Consider the following 14,328-nt stretch of genomic DNA (forward strand, 5'->3'; position numbering starts at 1 on the left):
GTTCGCCGGACCGACGCGGTCGCGCCGGCCATCGACGCATTCTAGGAACCGCCGATAGAGCAATCATACTAAAGCGGGACTGCCGCAGCGGCGCGCTTCGGGGGGCGCGCGCCGCCCGTATAATCGGCGGCCCGGCCAGGGTGTCCGCGCGAGGCGGCGCCGCGGCGGCCGGGCGCGCGACCGCGCGAGCGCAGGAGGAGTCCATGGCCTACTTCGTCACCGGCGCGACCGGGTTCATCGGCCGCTACCTCGTCGAGAATCTGCTGAAGCGCGGCAAGCCGGTCTACGCGCTGGTCCGCAAGGGTTCGCAGAAGAAGCTCGACGCGCTCAAGCGTTCGCTCGAGGCGACGGACAAGCAACTGATCGCCGTGCACGGCGATCTCTCGGCGAAGAACCTGGGCGTCTCCGCCGCCGACACGAAGAAGCTCGCCGGCAAGATCGACCATTTCTTCCACCTCGCCGCGATCTACGATCTCAACGCCTCGGCCGAAGATCAGAAGCTCACCAACGTCGAGGGCACGAGGCACGCGGTGAAGTTCGCCGCGGCGGTGCGCGCCGGCTGCTTCCACCACGTCTCGTCGATCGCCGCGGCCGGCCTCTACGAAGGCGTGTTCCGCGAGGACATGTTCGAGGAGGCCGAGGAACTCGTCCACCCGTACTTCAGCACCAAGCACGAGTCCGAGGGCGTCGTGCGCAAGGAGCGCGAGGGCGCGTTCCGCGTCTACCGGCCCGGATTCGTCGTCGGCCACTCGAAGACCGGCGAGATCGACAAGATCGACGGCCCCTACTACTTCTTCAAGACGATCCAGAAGATGCGCGACCTGCTGCCGCCGTGGATGCCCACGATCGGCATCGAGGGCGGGCGCATCAACATCGTGCCGGTGGATTTCGTCGCGGACGCGATCGACCATCTCGCGCACAAGCCCGGACTCGACGGCAAGTGCTTCCACCTGACCGATCCCTCGCCGCACCGCATCGGCGAGGTGCTCAACATCTTCGCGAAGGCCGCGCACGCGCCGCAGATGACGATGCGCGTCAACGCGAAGATGTTCGGCTTCATCCCCGCGCCGGTCGTCTACGGCGTCGCGTCGCTCGCGCCGGTCAAGCGCGCGATCAAGGTGACGCTGAACGACCTCGGCATCCCGCGCGACGTGTTCCAGTTCGTCAACTGGCCGACCCGCTACGACAACCGCCAGGCGGCGAAGGCGCTCAAGGGCTCGGGCATCGAGGTGCCGCCGCTCGACAGCTACGCCTACCGGTTGTGGGACTACTGGGAGCGCAACCTCGACCCGGACCTCTTCATCGACCGCAGCCTGTCGGGCCGGGTCAAGGGCAAGGTCGTCGTGGTCACCGGAGGCTCGTCGGGCATCGGGCAGGCGACCGCGCACCGCCTCGCCGACGCGGGCGCGAAGGTGGTCATCGTCGCGCGCGACCCCGAGAAGCTGGAGGTCACGCGCAAGGAGATCGCCGCGAAGGGCGGCGCCTGCTTCACCTACTCCTGCGACCTGACCGACATGGCCGCGATCGACCTGCTCGCCAAGCGCGTGCTCGCCGACCACCACGGCGTCGATTTCCTCGTGAACAACGCCGGCCGCTCGATCCGCCGCGCGGTGATCAACTCGATCGACCGCTTCCACGACTTCGAGCGCACGATGCAGCTCAACTACTTCGGCGCGGTCAAGCTGATCCTCGCGTTCCTGCCCGCGATGGTCGGCAAGAAGCGCGGACAGGTCATCAACATCAGTTCGATCGGCGTGCTGTCGCGCGCGCCGCGGTTCTCGGCCTACGTCGCGTCGAAGTCCGCGCTCGACGCGTTCTCGGAGTGCGCGGCCTCGGAACTGCTCGACAAGGGCATCGCGTTCACCAACATCAACATGCCGCTGGTGCGCACGCCGATGATCGCGCCGACGAGGATCTACGACAACGTCCCGACGCTCTCGCCCGAGGAAGCGGCCGGCCTCGTCGTCGACGCGATCGTGCACCGCCCGGTCCGCATCGCGACGCGCCTCGGCATCTTCGGCGCCGTCTGCCACGCGATCGCGCCCAAGCTCACGCAGGTCCTGCTCAACACCGCGTTCAACATGTTCCCCGATTCCGCGGCGGCACAGGGCAAGAAGGACGGGGAATCACAGTCGCTCTCCGCCGAGCAGATCGCGTTCGCGCAGATCACGCAGGGTATCCATTGGTAGGTTTCAGTTGTCAGTTGTCAGTTGTCAGTGGCAGCGGAGTTTCCGGCGGCGGCGCATTGAGCGCCGTTGCGGGGTTCTTGTGGGTCAGGCTTCAGCCTGACGCCTTTCGCGTCGATGCAGCGAGAACCTCGTAGGTCCGGCTTCAGCCTGACGCCCTTCGCCTCGCCACCGTGTGGGTCCGGCTTCAGCCGGACGCTTTTCGCTTCGATGCAGCATCGTCAGACTGAAGTCTGACCTACCGCCTGACTCACCGCGGTATCGGGGCCGGAAGCCCGCAGTTCCTCGGCCACGCGCCGCGCGACCTCCGGATCGGTGAGGAGCGCGTTGTGGCCGACGCCGGTCAGCTCGATGTTGCGGCCGTATTCGAGGCGGGCGGAGGTCTGCGGCGCGACCATCGAGTCGTGCCACGACCACAGCGACACGAATGGCGGTGTGCTGTCGCGCGACGGAATCGGCAGCGCGGCGAGCCAGGCGTTGCCCGGCCGCAACTGCGCGAGCGAGACGCCGGGGAACATCCAGGCGTGCGCGCTGCCGGCGTGCGGCGTGCCGATCGTGATCACCTTCCGCAGCTTCGCGCCGCCGTAGCGGCGCAGGTAGGCGCGCGCGACGAGCCCGCCCATGCTGTGCGCGACGACCGACACCTGTGCCGCGCCGGTGGCCGCGAGGATCGCGTCGATCTTCGAGGCGACCTGCTCGGCGAAGAGGTCGATCGACGCGAGCGGCGGGCCGTAGGAGAGCGCGTACAGCGGGCCGATCCCCTGCGCGGACAGGCGCCGCTTCATCGACCGCCACACGCCGGCGTTGCATAGCACGCCGTGCAGCAGCAGCACCGGATCGCGCGCGGGCGCACGCGGCGGGTCGCGGCCGATCCGGCGGTAGGCCATGAGACGAGGCGTTGCGCCGGCGAGCGCCCAGAACTCGCGCGCGAACAGGCGCAATGAGGCCCGCATGCCGACCCGCCGGTCGCCCGGCCGTGGCGAGCGTCGCACCCAGGCGATCGCGAAATAGACCGCGGTCATCACGAACACGATCGCGAAGTAGATGACCGGAACCGCGACGATCCACGGCCACGCCGCGCCGCCGGCCGCGACCTGTCGCGCCGCGACGAAGACGTAGCCCGCGAGGAGCGCGCCGTTGATCGACCACAACGCGATCGCCGTCCACATCGCGCGAACGCGCCCGCGCGCGGATCAGCCGCGCCGCGCCTTCCAGCCGCGAAGTGCCGGAACCGTCGCCGCGAGATCGGACATGAGCGCCACGCCGGCGAGCGTCCTGCGCACTCGGCGCGTCATCTCGCCGCCGGCCCAGATCTCCATGTGCGCCGGCAGTTGCGCGCGCAGCGTCGCGAGCCCCTCGACCGCCGCGCGCATCGGATAGGCACCCGAGAACGAGAGCGCGACGATGTTCGCGCGGTGCGCGAGCGCGGCGCGCCGGATGTCCTCCACCGGGGTCTGCGTGCCGAGCGAGATGCAATACGCGCCCTCGGGCACGAGCAGCGCCTCGACCATCAAGAGGCCAAGGTGGTGGGGCTCGCGCGGGAACGTCGTCAGCAGCACGCGCGGCGAGTTCTCCGGCGTGCGCGGGAAGGTGTTGATCGCGGTGCGCAGCGCGACGTGCGCGGCTTCGGTGTACTGGTGCTCCTCGAACACCTGCAGGTCGCCGCGCATCCACGCCGCGCCGATCTCGCGGTTGAGCGGCGCGAGCGTCTCCAGCACGAACGGCTGCAGGCCCTGGCGCATCACGCGCTGGGCGAGAAGCTGCTGCAGTCCGCAGGCGTCGTGCGCCCGCACGAGCGCGACCACGTCGCGCACCGGTTCCGGCGAACTCTCGCCATGGCCCTCGCCCGCGCGCGCGCCCGCCAGCGCGTGGAGCGCGTCGAGCGACTGGTTGACGACCTTGCCTGGACGCATGCCCACGTCCATCAGCCGCTTGATCGCGCGAAGCTTCGACACCTCGTAGGGTGAATAGAGCCGCTCGCCGCCGGCATCGCGCGCCGGCCGGGGAAACCCGTAGCGACGCTCCCACACCCGCAGCAGGTCCTTCGACAGGCCGGTTTCCCGCTCGACGGCGCCGATGTTGAAACCCGGCGCGGGAGCAGAACCGAGGGGCGGAGTCATGGTCGCGGGCGGGTGCAGGTGCTTGACAGTCTCTCGGGCGAATTCTACTGTGGTCGGCGAAGGCGGAAGGCTCCCCACGACGTGAATCTTCGCGCGGATCACCATGCGTGCACCCAGCGGGCGTGCATCGTCACGCTGGCCGTGATCGCGCTCGTGACCTGCGCGGTGCCGGCGCAGGGTGCGGGCAGTGCAGCCTGCCCTGCGCTGCTCGACTACAGCTTCGAGCGGCTGCAGGGCGGCCAGACGCAGTCGCTGTGCGACTACCGCGGCAAGGTCGTGCTGGTGGTCAACACCGCGAGCTACTGCGGCTACACCCGGCAGTACGAGGGACTCGAAGCGCTCTACCGCAAGTACCGCGATCGCGGCCTCGTCGTGATCGGGTTCCCGTCGAACGACTTCGGCGGGCAGGAGCCGGGCACCAACCGCGAGATCGCCGAGTTCTGCCGCTCGACCTACGGCGTCGAGTTCCCGATGTTCGAAAAGTCGTCGGTGAAGGGCGTCGCGACCAATCCGGTCTTCGGCGCGCTCGCCGCGAGGACCGGCCAGCCGCCGAAGTGGAACTTCCACAAGTACCTGATCGACCGCCGCGGCACCAACGTCCGCAGTTTCAGGAGCGACGTCGAGCCGGGGAGCCCCGAACTCGTGGGGCAGATCGAGGCGTGGCTCGCCGAGCCGGCGCCGCCGGGCTGATCGGCCCTCAGCGTATCCGGCCCGAAGCGCAGTCCGCGGCACGCCGCCGCGTCGCGTCCGCGCGCGCCATCGCGCGCTCGACGATCGCAACGGCGGACAGGTCTGCGCCGCCGATCGACCTCGCGGCGCCGCCGGCGAACGCAATGCCGCACCGGCCGCGCGCAGCGCAGTCGGCCGGTGGCAGGAGGCAGGCGCAAATCTCGCCGGACGCGCCTTCGCCGTGTTCGCGAAGATGAGGCATGACCAGAACGCCGCGACGCCCGCGTGAACGGGCGTCGCGGCGGATCGATCGCGATCAGTTGAGGCGCGTGGCGCGCTCGAGCGGTTCGTAGCGCACGAGCACCGTCTCGACCGCGGGCTTCGCCTTCGCCGACACCGTCGCCTGTTCGGCGTGCATCGGGACCAGCGTCGCGGCGAAGAGCGTCGCGAGCGAGAGCGCCGCCGCGAGGGTCGCGAGGCCGGCGCGTTCGAACTTCGTCATCGGGGTATACATGGCGGGCTCCGGTTCGGGTGAGGTCTTGCGTATCGCCTCTTGTGGTGTCCGTCTCTTGGATGCGGAGTCTGGGCAAAACGGATTCACGCTGCGAGACGTTCGCGACGAACCGGCACCGTCTCCGGACGAATCGCCGGCGGCCCGGACGGAGCGGACCTGCCGGACGCGCCCCGGACTATGGCGTACTCCTCGATGGCGGGACGCGGCCGGCAGGGGCCTCGTGTCAGGTCGCTGCCTGCCGCGGCGCGCACAGCCCGGCGAGCTTGGGAACGAGCCAGCCGAATCCTTGCGCGCTGGCGAGCGCGACCGCTTCGGCGTGTGCCGCCTGAGCCTCGGCGCCGGCTGCCCACCGTGCCACCTGCTCGAGGCCCTCGCACACCCACTCGAGGAGTCCGGCGTCGCGAGCCGCGGCTACCAGACGACGGGCCGCCTCGAGCGCCACCGTGCGCCGACCCCGGCATTCTGCAACCACGATGCGCGCCCGCCAGGTCCGCGCATGGACGAGGGGGTGGTCGCTCCGTGCTGCCAGCGCGTCGAGCTGTTCGCATGGTCGTGCCGGGAAGGCTCCAGTCGCGCTGACCGTTGCGAGTACCTCCGCGAGCGCAAGCCCACTTCCGCGCAGCGGCTCGTCGAGGAGACCCGAAGCCTCGCGCGCCGCGACCGCCGACGCGACTGCCGCGCCCAGATCACCTTCGCACCACTGGGTGCGCGAGCGCCGGGCCAGCGCTTCACCGACGAAGAGCGCGGAGCCTTGACGTCGCCCAAGCGTCTCCGCGTGGTCCAACGCCTCGACCGCCTCCGCGAATCGCCCCATGCTCGTCAGCGCCGAGCCGAGAACGAGCGACGAGAGCGCCTCGGTGTGCGCGTTGCCCGCCCAGCTCCGCAGACTGCGCCGCGCCATCGTCTCGGCGGCATCGAGGTCGCCCAGGGCGTGGCACATGACCGCGAGGTCGTTCTCGATCGTGAGCCCGCGGCAATACTCGGGATGTCTCGCGAGCAGCACCTCGAACGCGCGCCGGGCCTCGCGCACCGCACCCAGGAACCAATGGATCTGCGCCTCGAACGACAACACGATCGCCGGTGCGGTCCGCGCCTCCACCAGCGCCCGGAGCGACGATCTCGCGGCGTCGCCATCGGCGAGCCGCATCGTCGCCTCGATCAGCACCTGATGCGCTTCGATCAGCACGTCGCGATCCGCACAGGGCAGTCGCTCACGCAGTGCTCGGGCGAGCCGACGTGCACGACCGAGATCGCCCGTGAATACGGCATTGTCGACGAGGCCTGCGAGCGCGTGCGCTTCTATTGCCCGCCGCTCCTCCCTCGAAGTGAGGCCGTGGGCCCGGGCGAGCGCCGACTCGAGCGCGGTCCGGCCCGCTGGCAGGTCGTCGAACAGATGCTCCTGCGCGAGCATGATCTCGGCGCGCAACGACAAGGCGGGATCCTGCGTCGACTCGCGCACTTCGCGCAGTGCCGCCACCGCCGCATCGCGTTCTCCACGATGCTTCAGCCGCTGGGCGACCCGCAGCACCCAAGGCCAGGCCGCCTCGGGACGGCCGCCCGCGCGCCAGTGATGGGCGACGTGCTCGGGCTCGGCGCCGGAGCGCGCAAGATAGTCGGCAGCGCGCGCATGCATCTCGGCGGCACGGCAGGGCAGGATCGCCGCGCGGACCGCTTCGCGCACCACGTCGTGCCGGCAAGCAGTGTCGCGAGTAAGGCCATGACGCTGCGAAGCTTCGAGCGAGGAGAGCGTCGCCGAGGGAGCCAGTCCGGTCATTGCCGCGAGCTGGGCAAGTGTCGGTACGCCAATCGTCAGCGCGCACGCGTCGACGACCGCGCGCGCCTCGGCGTCGAGCCGCTCCCAACGCCGCCGCACCATCAGCGCGACGCGTTCGGGCAGCGGAATCCGGTCGAGCCGCTCTGGTCGATCGTCGACCGACAACGTGTCGGCCAGTTCGATCGCGCAGAACGCGTTGCCGCCCGTGTAGGAACCAATCGCGTCGAGCCACGCGTGCGCCTGCGGAAAGCTCCGCCGGCCCGCAAGATCGGGCCGACGGTCATGGAGCAGCGCGTTCATGGCGTGGCGATCCAAGCCCTGCAACGGCAACTGCTCGAGGAGCCCTTTCGACAACAGCGCGTCGAGCGCGGACTGGGTCGAAGCAGGCATCTCCTCGCTGCGGGCGGTCGCGACCCAGCGCACGCGTCCGCGGTGCGCGAGCATCACGAGCCACTCGACGCTCGCGGGATCGGCCCACTGCAGATCGTCGACGGCGATCAGATCGGCACTGCGCTCGACGATCCTCGCGAGCGCCTCGAACAGCCTGACACGCGCGGTCAGCGCGTCCAGTGGAGGTAGCGGTTCGCCCGGTGCGACGTCCGGCAACAGGCGCGCCACGTCGAGTCGATAGGCACCGAGATCCTCCAGCCATTCGGGGTGGGTGGCGAACAGGTCGGCGACCGCCCCGAAGGACGCTTGGCGCAGGCCCTCCCGGCAGCTGAGCCAAATTGTCGGCCCGAGCGCCGCGGCGACGAGACGGCTCTTGCCCACGCCAGGCTCGCCTGCGACGACCAGGGCTTGCACTGTCGAGGCACGAAGCCTCGCCTGTTCCGTGCGCCGGCCGTAGAAGCGCTGCGCCAACGGGAGGCCCTGCTGCAGGTCGTCGTCATCGTCGGTGTCCGCGGCCCCGTTGTCCCTGCCGCACGCTGCGCGCCAGCCGTGCAGCCATCGTGCGAAGCGCTCGAATTCCGGGATCTCGAATCCCTCTGCCAGCGTCCCGCAGTCCGGATCTTCCTCGCCCGTGGTCACCCGGGGAGCCCATCGCATCCCTCTTCGGTCAGCCTCGATCGGGACCTCGACCCCGAGGCGCACGAGGAGGTTGCGCGCCTTGTGCAAGTTGACGCGCAGGTTGAGTTGCGCCCTCTCGGTGTCCGCCTCGGGCCAGAACATCGAGCACAACGCCGTTCGCGTTGTCCACTCTCCCCGGCGTGCTAGGACAAGGAGCAGCGCGACGGGCAGAGTGGAAGGCAGCCGCGTCGATTCACCGCGTTCACCTTCCCAGCGCACTCCTCGGTCGAGATTCAAGGTCATGTCTTCGACTGCGGACCCAAGACGACGTTCTCGGGAGTGTCCCTCTTTTCATCGTGGTTGTTAACGGTCGGTTAACGGCTGCTTGGCTACAAGAAGCCCGGCGGCACGTTTCACGATCGGCACGTCCGCGCTCACCAGGGCCCGCATGGCCAAGGAGAGCTCCGGGCAGGCAGACCGAGCCGCACGCGACCCGGCAGTCGAGGATGTCCGCACCTGAACTGCTCCGGCATTCCCGGGCGGACGAGCCTCGTCGGTCGTGCGTTGGATTCGCCCGCGCCCCGACCGCGGAGCGCGTCACCGACCCTTGACGGAGGTAGCAACCATGAATCGATTCGACACGCGTTTCGCGATTCCCCTTGCCGCACTCGCTTTCCTGCTGGCGGGTCCGTCCTTCGCCCAGATCACCGCGTCCGCCGACCCCGCGCGCTCCTCGAGCCGCTCGACGGCCGCCTCATTCGCGGATATCGAGCAGCGCGCCGCGCAAGGCGACCCCTTGGCTGCGGAAGCGGCCGGACGAGCGCTGTACGAAGGACGGGCGCCGGACGGCTCGCACGTCCTGCGTGACCTCACGCTTTCGCGTTACTACCTGGTGCAGGCTGCCAAGGCCGGTTCCGCGACGGCCCTCGCGCTGGTCGAACGCATCGACGCATCGACGGCTGCGGGCGGCAGCGCATACGTCCCGGGCCCGCACGGCTGCTGAGCCGAGGTCCTCCGCCAGGGTCCGGTGCGGCGTCAACAGCGTCGGACCTTCGAGCTCGCCACTCGGGACGCCCAAGATACGATTTGACGCAATTCAGGATGACTGCGATAATCGAAAGCTTTGGCGAGCTAGCTCAGCTGGTTAGAGCAGAGGAATCATAATCCTTTGGTCCGGGGTTCGAGTCCCTGGCTCGCCACCAATCACGAAGGCCCGCCCCAAGCGCGGGCCTTCGGCTTTCCCGGGACCCGCCCGCTATCGAGCCGGTCGCCGCCCCCGACGCGCACCGATCAGCCCTTCCCCTTCGTCGCCGCAGCCGCCTTGTCCTCGAGCGCCGCCCAGCGCTCGAACCGCACCGCGAGCAGGCGCTCGACCTCCTCCGCGCGCGCCCGGTCGCGCCGATGCGCCTCCGGTCCGTGGCGATGGTAGTCGGGCGCGCACATCCGGGCGGTGATCTCGTGCTGCTCGCGCTCGAGCGCCTCCAGTTCCGCGGGCAGCGATTCGAGTTCGCGCTGCTCCTTGAACGTGAGCTTCACGCGGACGGACATCGTCGACGCAGGCGCCTGATCTTCGCGCTCCGCCGTACCCGGTTCCGCTGACGACGCTCCCCGCGACCTGCGCGATTCGACAACCGTTCCGGCAGGAATGACGGCTCCGGCATTCGCTCCGGCGTCCGCGCCCCTCTGGCGCTGGACGACCCAGTCGCTGTAGCCGCCCGCGTACTCCTGCCACTTGCCTGCGCCTTCCGCGACGAGCGTCTGCGTCACCACGTTGTCGAGGAACGCGCGGTCGTGGCTCACGAGCAAGAGCGTCCCGGTGTAACCCTGCAGCGTCTCCTCGAGGAGTTCGAGCGACTCGATGTCGAGGTCGTTGGTCGGCTCGTCGAGCACGAGCAGGTTCGCCGGCCGCGCGAACAGCCGCGCGAGCAGCAAGCGGTTGCGCTCGCCGCCGGAGAGCGTCTTCACCGGCGCGTTCACGCGCTCCGGCGGGAACAGGAACTCGCCCAGGTAGGTGAGCACGTGCCGCCGCTGCCCGCCGATCTCGATCCACTCGGAGCCCGGGCTGATGGTGTCGGCGAGCGTGCGCTCGGGGTCGAGCTGTTCGCGCATCTGGTCGAAGTACGCGACCTCGAGGTTGGTGCCGAGCCGCACCTGCCCCTCGTCGGGCGCGAGCGCGCCGAGGATGAGGCGGATCAGCGTCGTCTTGCCCGCACCGTTCGGTCCGATCAGTCCGAGCCGGTCGCCGCGCATGACGACGAGCGACAGGTCGCGCACGATCGTGCGATCGCCGAAGCGCTTCGTGACGTTCTCCAGCTCCGCGACGAGCTTGCCCGAACTCGCGCCCGCGTCGAGCGAGAGCTTCACGTTGCCGAGGCGTTCGCGCCTCGCCGCGCGCTCCTCGCGCAGCCGCTCGAGGCGCTTGACGCGCCCCTCGTTGCGCGTGCGCCGCGCCTCGACGCCCTTGCGGATCCAGGCTTCCTCCTGCGCCCAGAACTTGTCGAACTTGCGGCGCTCGACCGCCTCGGCCGCGAGTTCTCCGGCCTTGCGTGCCTGACAGGCGGCGAAGTTGCCCGGGTACGAGCGCAACAGACCGCGATCGAGTTCGACGATCCGCGTCGCCACCGCGTCGAGGAACGCGCGGTCGTGCGTGATCACGATCGACGCGCCCGCGCGCCGCACGAGTTCCTCGAGTTGCGCGATCGCGTCGATGTCGAGGTGGTTGGTCGGTTCGTCGAGCAACAGCAGGTCGGGCTCGAGCGCGAACGCGAGCGCGAGCGCCGCCCGCTTGCGCTCGCCGCCCGACGCCGACGCCGGATCCGCCGCTTCGTCGAGGCCGAGCCGGTGCAGGAACTCGTTGAGCCGCGCCTCGACGCGCCAGCGCTCGCGCTCGTCGGCCATCCGCTCGACGTGGCCGCGCAGCACCAGGCTCTCGCGCAGCGATGACGCGACCGGCAGCACGGGCTCCTGCTCGACCATCGCGATGCGCAGGCCGTCGCGGCGCCGGATCTCGCCGTCGTCGAGCGCGAGGGTTCCGGCGATCGCCGCGAGGAGCGACGATTTGCCGGTGCCGTTGCGCCCGATGAGCCCGATCCGCTCGCCTTCGGCGACGGTCAGTCCGGCGCGGTCGAGCAGCGGATGGAGGCCGTAGGCGAGTTCGGCGTCCTGGATCGCGACGAGCGACATCCGTGAGGTCAGGCGACCTCGGCGACGCTCGGCAAGCCTGCCAACGCCATCGCGAGTTCGGACTCGTCGTAGTCGAGGTCCTGAAGCTTGCCGCCGAAGTAGTCGATGTAGGCCTGCATGTCGAAGTGGCCGTGGCCGGACAGGATGAACAGGATCGTGCGCGAGACGCCTTCCTCGCGGCAGCGGATCGCCTCGTCGATCGCGGCGCGCACCGCGTGATTCGCCTCGGGCGCGGGCACGATGCCCTCGGCGCGCGCGAACTGGACGCCGGCGTCGAACACCTTCGACTGGTGGTAGGCGATCGAGCGGATGAGGCCGAGTTCCTGCAGGTGCGACACCATCGGCGCCATCCCGTGGTAGCGCAGGCCGCCCGCGTGGAAGCCCGGCGGCGTGAAGGTCGAGCCCAGCGTGTGCATCTTGGTGAGCGGCGTCAGGTGCGCGGTGTCGCCGAAGTCGTAGGCGTAGCGCCCGCGCGTGAGCGAGGGGCACGCCGCCGGCTCGACCGCGACCACGTCGATCTTGCGTCCGCCGCGAAGCTGCGCGCCGATGAACGGGAAGGCGAGGCCCGCGAAGTTGGAACCGCCGCCGGTGCAGCCGACGATGACGTCCGGCCAGTCGCCGGTCAGCGCGAACTGCTCGATCGCCTCCTGCCCGACGACGGTCTGGTGCAGCAGCACGTGGTTCAGCACGCTGCCGAGCGCGTACTTGGTGTCGTCGTGCTGCGCGGCGATCTCGACCGCCTCCGAGATCGCGATGCCGAGGCTGCCCGGATGGTCGGGCCGCTGCGCGAGGATCGCGCGGCCCGCGTGGGTGAGGTTCGACGGCGAGGCGACGCACCTCGCGCCGTAGGTCTCCATCAGCGCGCGCCGGTACGGCTTCTGGTCGTAGGACACGCGCACCATGAACACCTGCACGTCGATGCCGAACAGCGCGCCCGCGAACGCGAGCGAACTGCCCCACTGGCCCGCGCCGGTCTCGGTCACGAGCTTGCGCACCCCGGCCTCGCGGTTGTAGAACGCCTGCGGCACGGCGGTGTTCGGCTTGTGGCTGCCGGCGGGCGAGACGCCCTCGTACTTGTAGTAGATGTGCGCCGGCGTCTGCAGCGCCTTCTCGAGCCGCCGTGCGCGGTAGAGCGGCGAGGGCCGCCACTGCCGGTACACGTCGCGCACGGGCTCGGGGATCGGCACCTCCCGCTCCTGCGTGACCTCCTGCAGGATCAGCTCCATCGGGAAGAGCGGCGCGAGGTCGTCGGGCCCGACCGGTTTCTTCGTGCCCGGATGCAGCACCGGGGGCAGCGGCTTCGGCAGGTCGGCCTGCAGGTTGTACCAGGCGCGCGGAATGCGCGATTCATCGAGCACGTACTTGACGGTGTCGTTCATGTCCCATCCTTCGGGTGCGTGGAGCGGAGCGGCCGGCGAGCGGTCGAGCGGTCGAGCGGTCGAGCGGTCGAGCGGCGAGTGTAGCGCTCCGAAAACCGGCGACACGGCCGGGACGGTCGAAGACGAACGCGCTTGATCCGGGTCAACCTGTCAGGCGCGCCAGCGGCGGGTTCCGCGCCGCAGCATCCGAGCGCACCCGTGGACGACCGGCCCCGCCTCCAGCGGTCGAAACGCGAAGATTCCCCTGTCCGGACGATTGCGACGCAGCGCGAACAGGGCCAGACTGCCGCCTGTCCGCTACAAGTTGTCCTGGGTTTCGATCAACCGTTCGACGGTCCGCCAACGCGGGCCACTCTCGGGGAGAACCGGACATGTCCATCTCGCGTCTGTCGTTCTGCGTCGGTGCCACGTTCCTCGTCTCTGCGTGCGCCACCGCGCCGCTTTCGGTACCGCTCGATGCCAAGTGGGTGCGCTGCGACACGTCGCGGCCCGGCGCGCACTGCGAGATACGCGTCGTCGAGGACTCGACCGGCCCGCACACCTGTGCGCTCGGCAGTTTCCGGGTCGAGCCCGGCGAGCTCGAACTCACGGGCCGCCGGCCGGTCTTCCTGCAGTGGGAGGCGCCGCGCGGCTTCGCGTTCTGCGACCGCGACAGCGTTACCCTGAAGCCCGGATTCGACGGTGCACGCGGCGACGTCTACGAGAGCTTCGGCGTCGACGACGCCGCCGGTTCGCGCAAACACCTCGACACCGAGACGCAGTGCCGGCCGTTCCGCTCCTGGCGCTGGGCGAACGCGAATCCCGGCAGCACGCACGCCTACCAGATCCGCTTCTCCGATCCGAAGAGCGGGCGGTCGTGCACGATCGATCCGTGGATCCGCAACGGCTGAGAAGGTGGGAGCCACGGACTTGCCGCAGCAACCTCAGGGGAGAACCGCCATGCCACGCATTCGCACGATTGCATTGGGGTCGGTCGGCGTCGCCACGCTCGCCGTGATGGTCGCCGCATGGAACACGCCGAGCGCGCAGGTTCCGCCGGTGCGCGTCAGCGCCATCGACTGCCCCAACGATGGCGATGACAAGTGCAAGATCGAGGTCCTCGTCAAGCTCACCAAGAAGAACCGCTGCGCGTTCAAGAACGCCAACGCCGCCGACGCCGTCAACGTGAACTTGACCGGGACGAAGCACAACGTGCGGATGGTGTGGATACTGAAGACCGACCAGGCCGACAAGGAGTTCCGGTTCTGCCCCGGCTCGGGCGACGGGGCGTTCCTCAAGGAGGTCGAGGACGATGGACAGTTTGGCGAGATGGGCACCACCGAGACCAACAACGGTAACGCGGATCCCAACCCCACGATGGCGTGCAAGCAGCGGTTCCGCTGGAAGAACGCGAACACGAACACCGAGACCTACGACTACATGCTGCGCTTTCGCGAGATGAAGTCCGGGGTCGTCTGCGAGTTCGACCCCTGGATCCGCAACGGCTGACGTCCTT

At 69.6% G+C, this 14,328-nt stretch carries 11 protein-coding genes and 1 tRNA gene; 6 read left to right on the forward strand and 6 right to left on the reverse strand.

Going from position 1 to position 14,328, the window contains the following annotated elements:
• Positions 1-203 precede the first annotated feature (203 nt).
• Positions 204-2,189 carry an SDR family oxidoreductase gene (locus HS109_11690; GenBank protein ID MBE7523034.1) on the forward strand — a complete coding sequence of 662 codons (1,986 nt, stop codon included), beginning with the start codon at positions 204-206 and terminating at the stop codon, positions 2,187-2,189.
• A gap of 218 nt (positions 2,190-2,407) precedes the next feature.
• Here HS109_11690 and HS109_11695 read toward each other — a convergent pair whose 3' ends face one another.
• Complete coding sequence (locus HS109_11695) at positions 2,408-3,355, reverse strand: alpha/beta fold hydrolase (protein MBE7523035.1); 948 nt, start codon at positions 3,353-3,355, stop codon at positions 2,408-2,410.
• A 24-nt stretch (positions 3,356-3,379) separates the two neighbouring features.
• Positions 3,380-4,306, reverse strand: a complete 927-nt coding sequence (locus HS109_11700; GenBank protein ID MBE7523036.1) for a MerR family transcriptional regulator — start codon at positions 4,304-4,306, stop codon at positions 3,380-3,382.
• 12 nt (positions 4,307-4,318) lie between these two features.
• On the opposite strand from HS109_11700, the gene HS109_11705 reads away from it, so the two are divergent.
• Positions 4,319-4,996 (forward strand): glutathione peroxidase, encoded by a 678-nt coding sequence (locus HS109_11705; GenBank protein ID MBE7523037.1) that lies wholly within the window; start codon positions 4,319-4,321, stop codon positions 4,994-4,996.
• Positions 4,997-5,291: 295 nt separating this feature from the next.
• On the opposite strand, the gene HS109_11710 is transcribed toward HS109_11705, so the two are convergent.
• Together HS109_11710 and HS109_11715 are read right to left on the reverse strand one after the other, a co-directional pair.
• On the reverse strand, positions 5,292-5,489 hold the full coding sequence (locus tag HS109_11710) for a hypothetical protein (protein ID MBE7523038.1): 198 nt from the start codon (positions 5,487-5,489) through the stop codon (positions 5,292-5,294).
• A gap of 223 nt (positions 5,490-5,712) precedes the next feature.
• A complete protein-coding gene (locus HS109_11715) occupies positions 5,713-8,433 on the reverse strand; it encodes an AAA family ATPase (protein ID MBE7523039.1) in 2,721 nt (906 codons plus the stop codon).
• A gap of 463 nt (positions 8,434-8,896) precedes the next feature.
• Here HS109_11715 and HS109_11720 point away from each other — a divergent pair, with 463 nt between their 5' ends.
• Positions 8,897-9,274 carry a hypothetical protein gene (locus HS109_11720; GenBank protein ID MBE7523040.1) on the forward strand — a complete coding sequence of 126 codons (378 nt, stop codon included), beginning with the start codon at positions 8,897-8,899 and terminating at the stop codon, positions 9,272-9,274.
• A 122-nt stretch (positions 9,275-9,396) separates the two neighbouring features.
• Positions 9,397-9,473 (forward strand) — tRNA-Met (locus HS109_11725).
• An 88-nt stretch (positions 9,474-9,561) separates the two neighbouring features.
• Here the strand turns inward: HS109_11725 and HS109_11730 are convergent.
• Positions 9,562-11,454, reverse strand: coding sequence for an ATP-binding cassette domain-containing protein (locus tag HS109_11730; GenBank protein MBE7523041.1), 1,893 nt, complete (start codon positions 11,452-11,454; stop codon positions 9,562-9,564).
• Positions 11,455-11,462: 8 nt separating this feature from the next.
• Positions 11,463-12,833 (reverse strand): TrpB-like pyridoxal phosphate-dependent enzyme, encoded by a 1,371-nt coding sequence (locus HS109_11735; GenBank protein ID MBE7523042.1) that lies wholly within the window; start codon positions 12,831-12,833, stop codon positions 11,463-11,465.
• A 371-nt stretch (positions 12,834-13,204) separates the two neighbouring features.
• On the opposite strand from HS109_11735, the gene HS109_11740 reads away from it, so the two are divergent.
• On the forward strand, positions 13,205-13,723 hold the full coding sequence (locus tag HS109_11740) for a hypothetical protein (protein ID MBE7523043.1): 519 nt from the start codon (positions 13,205-13,207) through the stop codon (positions 13,721-13,723).
• A 49-nt stretch (positions 13,724-13,772) separates the two neighbouring features.
• Positions 13,773-14,321 carry a hypothetical protein gene (locus HS109_11745; protein ID MBE7523044.1) on the forward strand — a complete coding sequence of 183 codons (549 nt, stop codon included), beginning with the start codon at positions 13,773-13,775 and terminating at the stop codon, positions 14,319-14,321.
• Positions 14,322-14,328 lie beyond the last annotated feature (7 nt).

The organism is Burkholderiales bacterium (genome assembly GCA_015075645.1).
Lineage (GTDB): Bacteria > Pseudomonadota > Gammaproteobacteria > Burkholderiales > Casimicrobiaceae > VBCG01.